The 13,981-nt window shown below is 67.1% G+C and carries 5 protein-coding genes; 1 reads left to right on the top strand and 4 read right to left on the bottom strand.

Annotated features, from left to right (window positions below; all coding sequences use genetic code 11):
• Window positions 1–415: 415 nt before the first annotated feature.
• From ACZ7M3_RS41070 to ACZ7M3_RS41055, 4 genes are all read right to left on the bottom strand, one after another.
• Window positions 416–856 carry an SUKH-4 family immunity protein gene (locus ACZ7M3_RS41070; protein WP_472070516.1) on the bottom strand — a complete coding sequence of 147 codons (441 nt, stop codon included), beginning with the start codon at window positions 854–856 and terminating at the stop codon, window positions 416–418.
• 349 nt (window positions 857–1,205) lie between these two features.
• The gene (locus tag ACZ7M3_RS41065; protein ID WP_472070514.1) at window positions 1,206–1,559 is read right to left on the bottom strand and encodes a hypothetical protein; all 354 of its coding nucleotides are present in this window, start codon (window positions 1,557–1,559) and stop codon (window positions 1,206–1,208) included.
• A 3-nt stretch (window positions 1,560–1,562) separates the two neighbouring features.
• Window positions 1,563–12,524 carry a LamG-like jellyroll fold domain-containing protein gene (locus ACZ7M3_RS41060; protein WP_472070512.1) on the bottom strand — a complete coding sequence of 3,654 codons (10,962 nt, stop codon included), beginning with the start codon at window positions 12,522–12,524 and terminating at the stop codon, window positions 1,563–1,565.
• Between the two features lie 316 nt (window positions 12,525–12,840).
• The gene (locus tag ACZ7M3_RS41055) at window positions 12,841–13,566 is read right to left on the bottom strand and encodes an HNH endonuclease family protein (protein WP_472070510.1); all 726 of its coding nucleotides are present in this window, start codon (window positions 13,564–13,566) and stop codon (window positions 12,841–12,843) included.
• A gap of 163 nt (window positions 13,567–13,729) precedes the next feature.
• Between ACZ7M3_RS41055 and ACZ7M3_RS41050 the strand changes: the two genes are divergently transcribed.
• Window positions 13,730–13,918 (top strand): Rv0909 family putative TA system antitoxin, encoded by a 189-nt coding sequence (locus tag ACZ7M3_RS41050; RefSeq protein WP_472070508.1) that lies wholly within the window; start codon window positions 13,730–13,732, stop codon window positions 13,916–13,918.
• Window positions 13,919–13,981 lie beyond the last annotated feature (63 nt).

The raw sequence follows: 13,981 nt of genomic DNA, 5'->3' as shown, positions 1-13,981 counted from the left end.
CCATCAATACCCTCGCCGGCTACTACGGCGACCGCGTCACCGACCAGTAAGAACAGGTACGAGCACCGGGCTTACACAAAGAAAAAGACACTCCCTACTTCGGATGACGACGATCCCGAAGACCCGCCGATGGCCACAGTCGCATCCGACTGACCACACCACGCAGAGCCGCCGGAGCCCCCACCACAAACCGCAGGTGGGGGCTCCGGCGTCCGTTGCCGTTGCCGTTGCCGTTGCCGTCAGCGTTGCCGTCAAGCGCCTGGGTTACTACCGTGGCCAACTGCCCATCAGAGCGGAATTACCGGAACTCTGGCACCCGCCACTCGACGCAGGATCACCTTTAAGGCGCTCCGCAAGATCCAGATTCATGGTCGAGTACGACTTCAAGATAGCCCTGGTCGCGAATCGGTCATGGTCACTCTTCGGAATAATCGCCAATAGCAACATCCCCAAGAAGGCCACACCAGAACCCGGGATCATCTCTGAGTGCCGTAGCGTCAATCCCGATCAGAGCTCTCCCCAATTCATCCGCCAGGGCCTCCCTCTCAGCGAGATCGAGACCCTCACCCCCGTACGGAAAGCGAGCCATAAACTCTTCGAGGCATCTCTGAAACATGACCGGGGAATCGTTTACGTGCCAGATGCTCGAATCCGACGTACTGAGAGATACAATCTCACCCGATTCAATATCGATGCAGAATTCTTCATAGTCTCCACCTTCCCCGATCTTGAGAAGATTCCGCTTGATGCCATCAGTCTCGACAATTCGAGTTGCCGGTTCCGCAGAGGCAAAGAGAAGATGGTCAACGGGCAGGCCGACGTCCTGGAGAAACTCTCGCGCGTGGACGTCACGCACGGACGAGACGCTTGGCGGAGCATACAGGTGGTAAGCCGACACTTTGAACTCCTTCCCATCCTTCACGAGAGGGAGGCCGCTACAAATCGTCAGCGGCCACCCTCTCCCTTAGGAAAATTACCATTTCCCCGCTAGTGCATCAGCAAACATCCCACGCACCGCCGCCAGTTGGGACTTGCGAGACGCCGCACCTTCAGCGGATGTCGTCCAATTCCAAGACCATGAAGTCGGAATAGACCCGACAGCTGCAGCGCAAGCCCACCTTCACCCAGTCGATCGCCTCGGCTGCGCCGTCGGCCATCAGCACTCGGGGCAAGCTACCGAACCATCCCGCACATCGGGCAGCTATTCAATTTGCCTCAATCCCTGCCAGATATTCGATGAGCTCTTCCAGGAATTCTTCGAAATCACCGTTACTCATGCGGCAATCATCAAACTGACCGTACATGTCATCAATCTTCACATGCCCCTCATCCACACGTTCAACGCTAGCGGCGGGCGTACCCAATACGTATCCCTCGCCAAGCTCCCGCGCCATTCGCCTCCATTCACGAAGATAAATCGAGGCGCTCTGCCGACTGAGACCGAACGGGAGAATCAGGGTTTCAAGCGCGAGAACAGTATTTTCGGGAATTTCGGGCACGGTTGACAGCGTAATCAATTCGTCGCTGTCTACTTCAAAGAACCATGCGGCATCGGCCATGGTCTACTTCCCCTTCGGGAAGAAGGTTGACGGTGTGTAGGAGCCGTCGGCGAGCTTCTCCAGGAATCCGATCATCTTCACGCCTTTTACAGTGTGTGTGACCATGGTGCCGCCGCGCTTGTACGTCCCCTGAGCGAAGAGTTTTACTCCAGCTGCCATCACATCCTCCTCGGTCCAGTCCGCCGGGAAGAAGGTGTGCCCTGCGGAGGCTACCTTCTGCAGCGTGCTCCCGTCTGGCCTGAGTGCACCAACCGTACCGTTGACGGTCGAAGTTCCGTCAGCGTTGGTAACCAGATCGCCATTGATGAAGCGGTTTTCCGGCACTCCGCCAGTCTGGTCCGGATGCAAGTGCCAGCCAGCAAACTTCCCGTCGTCTTCGACTCCGTGCAACACATGTTCGCGAGCCGTCGCCGAGATCTCTGGGCAGTTGTCGTTGTGAACGAGGACCGGCGTGTCGCCTGCCTCCACATAGTACGTGTGGAGGGTGCCGATGGTGAGGTCGTACGTCGTGGTGTTCGCGTGGTACAGGCGGACACCGGTGACCTCGGCGGTGCCGGTCGGGGTCTGGAGGACATCTCCCGTGCGGAGGTCCTTGGCGTCGACGAACGCCGACTGGGTCTCGTCGTAGAACGGGTGGTGGAACGTCGTCGTCAGATGCTCGCTCTGCGCGGCCTCCGTACCGACAACGGCCTTGGTGTCCTGAGTGGAAACCGTGCTGACCGCCGACGCCGGAGCCGTCGCCGGCTCCTGAGCGTGGTGCCCGTGGCTCGCCGCCAGTGCGCCCAGTACCGCCGCCGATGCCGCCAGGCCGAACGCGGCCTTGCGAGCCACCTTTCGGGCCAGGGACTTCGCCCCGCCCTTCGAACTCTGCTTCGTCGCCGACGTGGCAGTCTTCTTGATGGTGAGGTCGACGAAATCGTGGTCGGTCTGCGTCACAATCACCGCGGTGACCTTGTGCGCCTCTGTACCCGTTACTCCCGGCACCGAGTTGGCGATCGTGTCACCCACTCGCACTTGGTCAATGCGCTTCGTTGCCCCATCGGCCATCAGCACCTGGGTCGCCCCGGTGAAGCTGTGCTTCGTCGGACAACCCTTGCCCGACTCCGACTGACTCTTGGTCCCCGCCCCCTCCGACTCCGCCGCCGAAGCCGCCTCCTCCGTGGCATCCGCCGCCGCGGAATCCCCGGCCTCCGTCGCCCCCTTGCCGAACAGGCCGCCCACGACCTTCATCGCCTTGGGTGCCACCTTCGCCAGGATCTTGCCGCCGAGGCTGCCGAGCGCACCGCCGACCGCGCCCGAGACCGCGCCCTCGAGTGCGGACTCGCCGAACGCTCCCGCGCTGCAGTCCCCGCCACCGTTCTCGGCGCACTTGAAGCCCTGTTCGACCAGGGAGCCCGCCGCACCCGCGGCAGCGGCACACCCGATCGTGCCCAGGCCGGCCGTGAACGCCTCACACCCCGCGAACACCGCCGTCGACACCACGAAGGAGGTGATCGCCGCCGCGTGGTGCTTGACGTACGTCGCCGTCGCCTTCGCCGCCTTGACCGTCGCGTGGTACGCGGTCCGGGCGACATGGGCGACCGCCTTCGCGGCCTTCTTCACATGGCTTGCGACCTTGTGCGCCGCCTTCTTCACCGCGTGGACCACGCGATGCACCACACGTGAGGCCTTGTGATACGCCGTATGCACCGCATGGACGGCCGCGTGATAGACGCGTCTGACGTGTCGTGCCGCGTAGTGGTACACGCGTCGCACCACCCGCACCGTCGCGTGGTACACGTCCCGCACATGGTGGACGATCTTGTGCGCCGCGTGCTTCACCGCGTGGACGACCTTGCGGGCCGCGTGCTTGGCCGCGTGGTAGACCTTGTGCGCCACGTGCGAGACCGCCCGCTTGACGTGATGCACGGCCTTCTTCGCACCGCAGATCGCGTCGTACCAGGAACAGTTGCCCGACTCGTCCGTGCCCGCCATCGGGTTGTCGTCGACGTAGGCGAACGGGTTCGCCGCCACCGAGTTCGGCACCGCGTTCAGCGAGATGCTGTCCTTGTTCAGGAACTGACCCGTGTCCGGGCTGTACCAGCGCGAGGCCGTGCCCACGTCACCGGTTCCTGGTTCCGTCCAGCCGGACTGGAAGCCCAGGTGGCCCGTCACCGTGTTCGTCGGCGAGACCACCTTGCCGAGCGGGTCGTACGACGCCGAACCCGTCAGCGAGGTCGCGCCCGAGGTGAACGTGCCCACCACGTCGCTGTGCAGGTCCGTCAGGGCCAGCACCCCGCTGCCGCCCGACGGCTTGACGCCGATCACGCCGCCCGCCGGGTCGTACGTGTACGTGTTGTCGCCGTCCGACGCGATCGTGTTGTCCGCGCCGGAGTAGGCGAACGTGCGGGTGGACTGCGCCGTCGTGTCCGTGTCGGTGATGTTCCGGCCCAGCGCGTCCAGCGTGTAGGACTGCGTGCCGGCCGCGATCTGGCCGCCGAACGCGTCCGTCTTGTACGCCACCGCACCCGACGTCTGTGACTCCTGCGTCATCGTGCCGCGCGCGGAGTAGTCGTAGGTGTGCGTGCCGTCCGAGGTCAGCTCGTCACGGGCGTCGTAGGTGTAGACGTCCGAGCCGTTGCGGATGCGGTTGCCCGAGGCGTCGTACGCGTACTGCGTTGTCGTCGAACCGTTGTTCCACGACGTCAGGCGGTCCGACCAGTCGTACGTGTACGTGTTCGATGAGGCGCCCGAGACTCCCGTCGTCGCCTTCGACGTCAGGTTGCCGTTGTCGTCGTAGCCGTACGAGAAGCTCGCCAGCGTCGACGCGCCCTGGACCAGGACGTCGCTCGTCAGCTCGTGCGAGCTGTTGTAGCCGAACGTGCGGGTCTGGCCCGTCGAGCCGTACTTGACCGACTTGACCTCGTTCAACTGGCCATAGCCGTACGTCAGTTGGGTGCCCGTTGCCGCGTCGTTCAGGGATGAGAGACGGCCTGCCGTGTCGTAGCCGTAGCTCGTCGTGCCCGCGGCGTCCGTCCGCGTCAGCATCGACGCGTCGTTGTTGTACGTGAAGCTCGACGAACCCGCCGAACCCGAGGCACTCAGCACGTCACCGCGGTCGTCGTACGTGAACGCGTCGTGCGTGGCGGCCTGGTGGTCCACCGCGCCCGCGATGCCCGCCTCGTCCGTGTCCGCCGACAGGACCCGGCCGTCCGCGTCGTAGTTGAAGGTGCGCTTCGCCGTCGCCGCGTCCGCGCCGGAGCCGTTCATCGTCTTGAGCTGGCCGTTGACGTCGTAGGTCATCGACGTCGTGACGCCACCCGGAAGGGTGGCCGTCGTGAGCTGACCGTCCGCGTCGTAGGCGAAGGTCGTCGTCGAGTCGGCGGCCGAGGTGTACGTGGCGGTCGTCGGCTCGATCACCTTCTCCTGCTGGCCCCACGGCGTGTACGTGTAGCGCCAGGAGTTGCCGCGGCCGTCGGTGAAGCGCGTGCGGTTGCCCGCCGCGTCGTAGCCGAAGGTCGTGGTGATCGACGTCGCGGCGTCCACCGGCTCGACCTGCTGTGTGATCGCGCCCGACGCGTCGTACGTCCAGCGGGTGGTGTGCTGGTTGGCGTCCGTGGAGGAGACCATGTTGCCCACGCCGTCGTACTGCTGCGAGGTCCCCGACAGCTTCGTGCCGCTCGCGTCGTACTCACGCGTCGCCGTCGGGTCGTCCGAGGCGTTGTAGTCCGTCTCGGTCCAGGTGCCGTCCGCCAGCGTCGTCTTCGTCGTGTTGCCCTCGAAGTCGTAGCCGTAGCGGGTCGTGTTGCCCGCGCCGTCCGTCACCGAGGTGACGTCACCGGCCCGGTTGTAGGCGTATGTGTTCGAGACACCGCCCGGCGAGGTCGTCGACGCGGTGTGGGCGCCGTACGGGTTGCCGGTCGTGACCGCGTACGAGTTCGTCGTCGTCAGCGTTCTCGTCGACGGGTAGCGCTCCATCGTCGACGAGGTGAGCTGGCGGCCCATGAAGTCGTACGTCGCCTGGGTCTGCGCGCCCGCGGCGTCCGTCGCCGACAGCTGCTCGCCGTCGGTGTCGTACAGCGCGTGCGTCTTGGTCCCGTCGGGCGCCGTGATCTGGGCGAGGTTGCCCATCTGGTCGTAGAGGTACGAGGTGGTCTTGCCGCTCGGGCTGATCTCGTCGGTCTGGTTGCCCTCGCTGTCGTACTTCCAGACCGTGGTGCCCGCGTTGGGTGTCGGGGCGCCCGACGGGGTGTACGAGGGGAGTGCCTCGGAGACCTTGTTGCCGTTGGCGTCGTACGCCGTGGTCGTCACCAGGCCGTTCGGGTCCTCCTCCTCGACGCCCTCGCCGAAGGTGTTGAAGCCGCTGGTGGTGACGGGATGGACGGTCGCCGGCGTGGTGCCGTCAGGCTCGGACTGGACGGCGGGCGCGGTGGAGACCGCGAGGTTGCCGGCCTCGTCGTAGGCGTACGTCGTGGTGTTCTGCTCGGCGTCCGTCGTCGACGTCGGCAGGCCCCGCTTGTCGTAGGCGTACTTGGTGGTCTGCTCGGTGGAGGAGCCGACCGTGCCGCCCGTGCGGCCCTTGCCGTAGAGGGAGGTGACGTCGGTCGCGGACAGGGCCCGCTGGTAGACCTGCACGTCACCGACCGAACCGGCGACGACGTCGCTCGTCGTGCCGTCCGCCTTCTCGGTGCCGCCGAGGGAGAGCGGTCCGGTGCCGGTCCAGGGCGCGGTGTTCGTACCCGAGCCCGCCTGGGCGCCGTTGACGTACAGCTTCATGGAGCCGGTGGTGGAGTCGAAGACGCCGACCAGGTGTGTCCAGGTGTTCAGCGCCGGTGCCGCGGTGGCGGTGGCGTCGTAGAACGCGGTCGGGGAGGCGACGTCGGCGTTGGCCGCGTGGAAGCGGTACGCGTTGTCGGCCTTGGAGTACTGCAGGTAGAAGGAGGCCCGGTTGGTGCCGCCCTGCGCGACGAAGGTGCGGTAGGTGGAGGTGTCGCTGAGGTTGACCCAGGCGGAGACCGTGTAGGAGGCGGTGGTGTCCAGGACCGGGCCGGTGGAGTCGATGACGTTGCCGGTGCCGGTGGTGGTGCCCGCGAACTTCGCCGCGCTGTCCGACCAGGTCACGCCCGATCCGGCGGTGGCGGTGTTGCCGGTGCCGGAGGAGTCGGTGATGTTGGTGCCGGAGTCCTGGTTGAGCTTCCACCAGCCGGCCGGGTGCCCGGAGGCGTCTCCGTACAGCGTCTCGCTGAGCACGTTGCCCATGGCGTCGTACGTGCTGGTGGTGGTGCGGTCGTAGCCCGTGGCGTCGTGGTCGTTCTCGCTCGCGACCTGGTCGTCCGGGGTGTACGAGACCGTGGAGACGCGGTCCACGCCGGTCGGGTCGACCGTGGTGGAGGTGGTGCGGGAGGCCGCGTCGACCTTGTAGTTGGTGACGGTCTCGCCGTTGTCGGAGGTCGAGGTGAGCAGGTTCCCGGCGGCGTCGTAGGTGTCCGACTCCAGGACGTAGCTCTTCGTGCCGTCGGAGCTGGTCCGCTTCACCGCGGCGGTCAGACCGTCGTCCAGGTAGGTGTACGAGGTGGTGTTGCCCATCGCGTCGGTCACCGACTGGAGGCGGCCGGCCGGGTCGTAGGCGCGCGAGGACTCCGTGAGCAGGGTCGCGGTCCCCGGGTTGACCGGGTCACCGGTGTACATCAGGGCCTGGGTGAGCAGGTTGCCGTTGTCGTCGTACGTGTAGCGGGTCTCGTTGCCCGCCGAGGTGACTTCCTTGGTCTTGTTGCCCTGGTTGTCGTAGGTGTACGTGGTGGTGTTGCCGTTGCTCGCGCCCGCGACCGCGTTGGCGTCCGACTCGGTCAGCAGGTGGTCGTAGGCGTCGTAGGTCTGCGTCTCGGTGCGCGCGGTGTCGCCGCCGCTCGCGTCGGCGACGGTCTGCGAGGTGACGTTGCCGTCCTCGTCGTAGACGGTCGAGGAGACGGCGGCGTGGGTGGCGCCGGTGACGCGGTCGGTGAGCTGCGGGTCGTGCTCCTCGGTGACCTGGCCGTTCAGGTCGTACGTGTACGAGGTGGTCAGGCCGTTCGGGTAGGTGTCCGAGACGACCTTCTGGCTGAGGACCTGGCCGAGGCCGTCGTAGGTGTACGTCGTCGCCAGACCGATGGCGTCGGTGGTCGAAGCGACGTCGCCGTTCTTGAAGTACGCCACCTGGTTGACCGCGCCGCCGGGGCTGGTCGTCTTCACCGGCAGGCCCTTGGGCACCACTCCGCCGTCTGCGGACGGGTAGGTGCTGGTGCCGTCGCTGTAGACGGTCGTGGTGGTGCGGCCGTGCGAGAAGCCGGGGACGGCCGGGCCGGTGATACCGGTCTGGTTGCCCTGCGCGTCGTACGCGTACGAGGTCAGGTAGGTGGTGTCGGTCGCCGACGCCGAGCGGCCGTCGCGCTCGGTCAGCAGTTGGTCGTTGCGCGGGTCGGTCGTCGTCAGCTGGGCCGTGGTGTCGTCCGGGTAGTACGTGTAGTACTCGGTCGAGCACTTGTTCGCGGACTCGTCCTGGCAGGCGGTCGAGGAGACGATGTTGCCGCGCACGTCGTGACCGGTGATGTTCATCGAGCCGTTGGGGTCGGTGACCGTGTGCTCGAAACCGGCGGAGTCGTAGCCGAAGCTCGTCCTGTTGCCGAGGCCGTCGGTCTCGGTCAGCGCCCGGTTGCCGTTGTCGACGTCGTAGGTGTAGGTGAGCGTGGCGTTCGCCGGCGTGGTCACCTTGACCGTCTCCACCGGGAGGAGGCCGGTGGAGTTCTTCGCCGCCTCCATGTGGGCCGCGACGTCCTGCGCGGTGAGCCCCGAGTGGTAGAGGGCGACGTCGGCGATCGAACCGGTGAAGTGGCTGACGTCGGCGGGCGAGTCGAGCCAGCCCTTGGCGAAGCCGGCGCCTATGTAGAGGTGCGAGTTGGACTGGTCGTTCGGCGTGCCGGAGAAGGTGTCCTGCTGGACGCCGTCCAGGTAGAGGGTCTGGGTGGCGCCGGACACGGTGAGCGCCACGTGGTGCCAGGCGTTGTCCGTGACCGTGCCGGTGGAGCCGAAGTCGGCGGTGCCGGAGCCGCTGACGGACCAGAAGTGGCCGTGCAGCTTGTTGTCGGTGCCGACGTACAGCAACGGGCTGTACGTGCCCGACGCGACGGTCGCACCGCCGACGGCCACCGACTGGTCGCCGATGATGACGCCCTGCGCCGCGGTCTTGAACCAGAGCTCGACGCTGCGGTCGCTGGTGGCGTGCAGCGTCGCCGCGGGCACCTCGACGTACGAGGTACTGCCGTTGAACGTCGCGGCCTTCTGGTCGCTGAACGGTCCCGTCGCGCCGAGCGTCACCGCGCTGTACGTGCCGTTGCCGCCGCGCACCTCGTCGACGGCGGCGGTCGCGCCGGCCGCCTCACCGAGACGGAAGTAGCCGGCGGGCGCCGCGCCGAGGACCGCGCCCCGGTAGGTCTGGCTGGAGCCGGTGACCGTGGGCGCCCCGAGCTTCCAGACGCCGCCGTTCTCGTCGGTGAGCTGGGTGACGGTGGTGGTGCCCGGGTCGTACTGCATCGCCGCGTACGTCTTGCCGGACGGCCGGGTGATGGAGGTCAGCAGGCTCGCCGCGTGGGTGCCGTACTGGTAGAGGGCGTTGACGTCGGCGGCGACCAGCGGGCGGCCGTACCAGGCGGCGTCCGCGACCGAGCCGTTGAAGTAGGTGGCGTAGCCGGTCTTCTCGCTGGCGCTCTGGTGCGGCTCGTCGGGCCAGTTCCCGCCGAGGAATCCGGTGCCGAGGTAGTTGAAGGACTGGTTCTTGCCGAAGGCGACCGCGCTCTGGATGGATACGGTGCCGGTGCGCGAGCCGATCTTCGCGTTGTCGACGTACAGCGTCTGCGAGTTGCCCGCGGCCGACAGCACCACGTGGTGCCACCTGCCGTCGGCGACCGACGCGGTCGTGACGATCGGGTTGATGCCGCCGCTGTACCAGAACTCGGCGTTCAGCTTGCCGTCGGTGCCGACGTAGATCGAGGGGGTGTAGAAGCCCGCGGCCTGTCCGGAGCCGATGGGCTGGGAGGCGTACGAGTACAGGACGCCGGGGCCCGCGGAGGTCTTGAACCAGAGCGAGAGCGCGCCGGAGTCGGTGTCGTTGCCGGTGTTCTTCGGCAGCGAGACGTCGGAGGAGGTGCCGTTGAAGGTGGCGACGGTGGAGGAGGAGCCGGTGAGCGGGCCACCGCTCTGGCCCGTCGTCACGTTCTCGTAGGTCGCGTTGTCGGTGCCCTCATTGGCGAGGACGGCGTCCTTGGCGGTCGTCGCGCCCGAGGCCTCCGACAGCGGCCACATGGCGTGCGGGTCGAGGTCGAGCGAGGCGTTCCGGTACTGCGAGCCGCTCGTGTAGCCGTACGTCGTGCACTTGGTCGTCGACAGCGGCGAGCACACCTTGGTGAGCTGGTCGCCGGTGTAGCCGTACGTCCAGGTCTGCGCGGAGGAGGAGTCGCCGACGGTGACCGGGTCGGTGACGACGGTCTGGACGTGCGTGGCCGACGCACCGGACGGCGTGAACCAGGTCAGGTTGAGGGAACGGTTGGAGACCGCGGACGTCATCTTCGTGATGTGGCCGCTGGTCCAGGTGAAGGTGATGGACCGCCCGTTGGCGTCCGTCACGGAGAGCAGACCGTACGCGCCCGACCCCAGGGACTGGGTGAACGTGTAGACCGTGTCGTCCTTGTCGGTCAGCTTGTAGCCGCCGCCCGTGACCGTGGTGAAGGTGGCGAACCGCCCGTTGCCCGGGGCGAACGTGCCGTCGCTGTTCTTGCCGTACCCGACCTGCGAGCCGTCCGGGTAGGTGACGTTGACGCTGGAGACCGCGCCCGCCGCCGTGTACTGCTCGGTCGCCCGCGCGTCGAAGATGCTCGACCAGCCGGATCCGAACGCGCCGGTCCAGCGCGGGTCGCGGGAGTTGTAGTCGCGCTCCACGTCCAGCGAGGGGCCGACGGTGGAGATGGAGGCGTCGGTGTCGGAGGTGGTGTAGTTGCCGATCGACGCGTCGAAGCCGTGGTCACTGCTGTTCTGCGACAGACCCGAGGTGATCACGGGTTGCGGCACCTGGACCGAGAGCGCGTAGGGATCCGCCGTGGAGTAAAGGCCCGTCGTGGAGTCGTACGCCTGAACCGTCCACGTGTACGGCTTGCCCCAGGCCAGCTTGCCCGCCGGGACCGTCCAGTCGCCGGTGGAGATCAGACCGGACGTGGCGACCTGGGTGTTGGTCGCGTCGTAGACCTTGAAGACGTACTGGCCTGCGCTGCCGCTGGAGTTGGCGCCGCCCGCCCAGGCGGTCAGCTCGGGTGTGGTGGTGCCCACGACCGCGTTGTCGGCGGGGAACTGCTCGTACAGCTGCGGCGCCGTGTTACCCGTGTAGGTGACCACGATGTACGGGCCGAGCCCGGGGTCGTTGAAGGAGCCGAACTGCTTCCAGTGCAGGTTGTCGGTCGTCGACGCGTAGAGCGCGAGGCCGTAGTCGGCGGTGGTGCCGTTCATCCAGCCCTGGATGGCGGACGTGGACAGGGACACGGTCACGTTGTCGCCGACGGTGCGGTCGGCGCCGGTGTTGGCGCAGGCGTTGGGCACGCTCGGCGTCGCGTTGCCGATGGAGGAGCCGTACGTCGGCCCCGGGTAGCTGGTGACGCCCTCCGGGGTCCAGGCCTTCGTCACCAGCGCGACGTCGAAACGCTCGGCGGTGCAGGTGGCGGCCCAGGTGTCGAAGAGGTGCAGGGTCGCGGAGGAGACGGTGACACCGCTGCCGTCCCAGGCGGTGTCCCAGTGGTTGACGTAGCTGACCGCGGAGTGGGTGCCGGAGTCGTAGGAGCCGACCTTGACGGTCTGCTCGTAGGAGTGGTCGCCCGCGGCGCCGGACTCGGCGTAGGTGGTGGTCCAGCCGTCCGTGACCTGCGGGTCGACGGTGACCGGGAAGACGCGGCGCGCATCGTGCAGCCAGCTGTCGTCGAGGGTCACCTTCAGCGCGTAGCCGTCCTTGTCGTGGACGAGCTCGGTGGTGACGTCGTGGGTGGTGGCCGGGTCCCCGGAGCGCGGGTCCACCTTCGAGTCGTAGGCGTACGACGCGGGGATGCGCTCGACGGTCCTGCCGGTGGAGTCACGCAGGTCGATCGACCCGCTCTTGGTCTGGACGGGCGTGAGGCCCTTGAGGTCCAGGGGGAAGGTCCAGCTGTTCCCCGCGTCCCCGGAACGCAGGACGACCGCGTCCTTGACCCCGGTCGCGGTGGGGGCGACCTGGAGGTCGGTGTCCGTCAGGACGTTCTCGTACGTGACGCGCGAGCCGTCCGCCGTGCCCTTGACGGAGGCCGCGCCCTTGAGTCCGTAGGAAAGGGAGTGCGCGCTGTCGGCGGCGAAGGAGACGAGGCCGGAGTCACCGGCCTTGGCGCCGAAGTCGACACCGACGGAGTTGGCCTTCTCGTGCCAACGGCCGTCGGGACCGGCTCTCACGTCCACATCGATCGGCGCCCATCTCCCCTTGCCGACCTGGTAGTTGACGGGCGTCGGGGATATTCGGCGGGTGGTGCTGCCGTCGGCGTTGTCGTAGACGGTGTCGGTACGCGAGGACTTGGCCGCGCTGCGCTTGCTGGTCTTGGGGTTGTAGGTGCCGCCGCCGCGGCTCTTGCCCTGCGCAGCGGCGGGCTTGTGCGGCTGGTAGGCGGCGAGCTCGCCCTTCCCCTTGCCCGGCGCCCTGCCCACACCGCGCTTGGCGTCGGTCGTCTTCGCGGAGACGTGGTGGGCGTGTCCGGCCGCGGTGCCCGACTTCTGGTGCGGGATCCGGCCCCAGTGCGGGTCCTGGAACCAGGCCATCACGGAGGACAGACTCGGCATCGAAAGGGACACCTGGTCCAACTCGCGGCCGTCGGCCACCGCCTGCTGGGTCGTCAGCATCAGTGCGAGCGCCGTCAGGGCGACCATGGCCACCTGCCGCCGGATGCGGTGCATACGGCCGACGGGACGGCGGGGCTGGCGGGAACGGCGGGCAGGCCGAATGCGCACGGCTTCGACTCCAACAGTCAAGAGAGGTCAGGCAGGGGGAACGCGCAGGAGAAGCACGGAAAACCCGCTGATCTTGACTGTTGTGAACATGCCGTAGACAGGCGCGAGGAACGTTTTTGGCCTTACCTTGACCGGATCTTGCTGAACCAAGTCGACTTGTTTCGACTCGCCCCTTTGCTTCTTGTGAACTCTTTTGCCGGCTCCTCACCTTCTTGACAGACTCTCGTCATGTCGCCCTTGTGCCGAGCGGTATGAAACGGCGTCAGTTGGCGGTGAACCGCTTCGGCGCCTGGGTCGGATTGCCGCCCGAGGGAAGCTTCTGGCCGGGGCACTCGGAGAGCACCTTCTTCATCGCGGCCTTCTCCCCGCCGGTGACCCACAACCCGTACTTCTTCTTCACGGCCACCTGCGCCGCCACGTACGTACAGCGGTAGCCCTTGTTGGGCGGGAGCCAGGTCGCGGTGTCGCCGTCACCCTTGCTGCGGTTGGTGCTCGCGTCGACGGACAGCAGGTTGAGCGGGTCGTTGGCCAGCGCTATCCGCTTACTCGCGTCCCAGTACTTGGCGCCCTTCTGCCAGGCGTCCGAGAGCGCGACGAGGTGGTCTATGTCCACCAGGCTGCGGCCGCGCTTGTACGTCACTTCCTTGCCGGAGTACGGGTCCGGGTCGAGCGCCCCGGAGACGACCTTGCAGGTGCCGCCGGTGAACTTCACGTTCTCCAGGTCCCGCTTGAGGATGTCGTCGCGGGTGTCGCACTTGTTGGAGTCCGTGTCGGCCCAGGCCGTGCCGAACCTCGCCCTGCTGTAGCCCGTCTTGGGCGCGCGCCCCTTGACGGTCAGCGAGTTCACGGCGGTGAGCGCGGCGCCGCCGACCGCCGTGCCCTGCGGGCCGGTGGAGCCCGTGGTCTCCTTCTTGCAACCGCTGACCCCCGCGCCGACGACGCACAGCACCACTGCGGCAGCCGCCGCCCCACCCCTCAGACGCACCACGACGCCCCTCCCCTTTGCTCCCCGGGTCCGCCCTGCACAGGGCGCGTTTCCCTGGTGCCCACGGTAGCGGCGGGCATGCCCAGCCCATACCCTCCCCCAACGGGCAATAGGTGCACGCCGGGCGTATCGTCGGTGGTGACACACCTCCGGAAGGAGCTCCTGCATGGGCATCTTCGACAGGTTCAAGGACCATGCGAAGTCCAAGGGCAAGGACATGTCCGACGCCGGGGAACGGGAGATCAACGAGAAGACGGGCAACAAGTACACGGACCAGGTCGACGACGCCCAGCAGAAGATCGAGGGCGCGATGGGCATGGACCGCGAACCGACCGACCGGCCCGATCAGCCGTAGACCCCGATCAGCCGTAGCCGCGCAGACACGCGAGGACACGACGCACCCACCGATCGACCGTGA

The sequence above is a fragment of the Streptomyces sp. NPDC111656 genome, assembly GCF_055656965.1.
The sequence above is the reverse complement of the archived record's forward strand: the minus strand, read 5'-3'. Positions and strand labels throughout refer to the sequence as shown.

Coding starts and splice junctions, on each gene's coding strand:
- ACZ7M3_RS41065 (WP_472070514.1), bottom strand. CDS start 1,559: ATGGCCGATGCCGCATGGTTCTTTGAAGTAGACAGCGACGAATTGATT.
- ACZ7M3_RS41060 (WP_472070512.1), bottom strand. CDS start 12,524: ATGCACCGCATCCGGCGGCAGGTGGCCATGGTCGCCCTGACGGCGCTC.
- ACZ7M3_RS41050 (WP_472070508.1), top strand. CDS start 13,730: ATGGGCATCTTCGACAGGTTCAAGGACCATGCGAAGTCCAAGGGCAAG.